Annotated in this window: 1 protein-coding gene; it reads right to left on the reverse strand. The window is 57.3% G+C overall.

Annotated features, from left to right (window positions below; all coding sequences use genetic code 11):
- Positions 1-36: 36 nt before the first annotated feature.
- Positions 37-440: C-terminal helicase domain-containing protein (locus KMS84_RS43920; RefSeq protein WP_256921339.1), on the reverse strand; the 404-nt coding region annotated here is incomplete at its 5' end.

Raw genomic sequence — 440 nt, forward strand, 5'->3', positions numbered from 1 at the left:
GTCTCAGCCACTAAGAAGCAGTGATATACCGCAGATCTACAAATTGGTCGCCAATGCTTGTCTCGCGTTGCCGGCCGCGTCGGGCTCAATGAGGTCACTTGCCAACTGACGCTTATCCTGCAGCATTTGCCAAAGCATCTGGTCGATTGTGTTTTCCACCAGCGGGATTTTCACCACGACCATGCGCAATTGCCCATTGCGGTAGGCCCTGTCCTCAGCCTGGTCCTGCAGTCCAGGCGTCCAGGGGAGGCCCAGGAACATCACATAGTTGGCCGCAGTGAGGTTGTTGCCGGTGCCGGCAGCGGAGGTAGTGGCGGCAAAGACGCGGGTTTCTGGATCACTTTGGAATTGATCGATCGCCTTCTGCCGTTTGCCTACAGAGTCACTGCCGACAACCGTGACGCACCCGTACTCAGCTTGCTTGCACCGAGTGCGAAGTG

Origin of the sequence: Streptomyces hilarionis, assembly GCF_024539675.1 — a bacterium.
Classification (GTDB): Bacteria; Actinomycetota; Actinomycetes; order Streptomycetales; family Streptomycetaceae; genus Streptomyces; species Streptomyces hilarionis.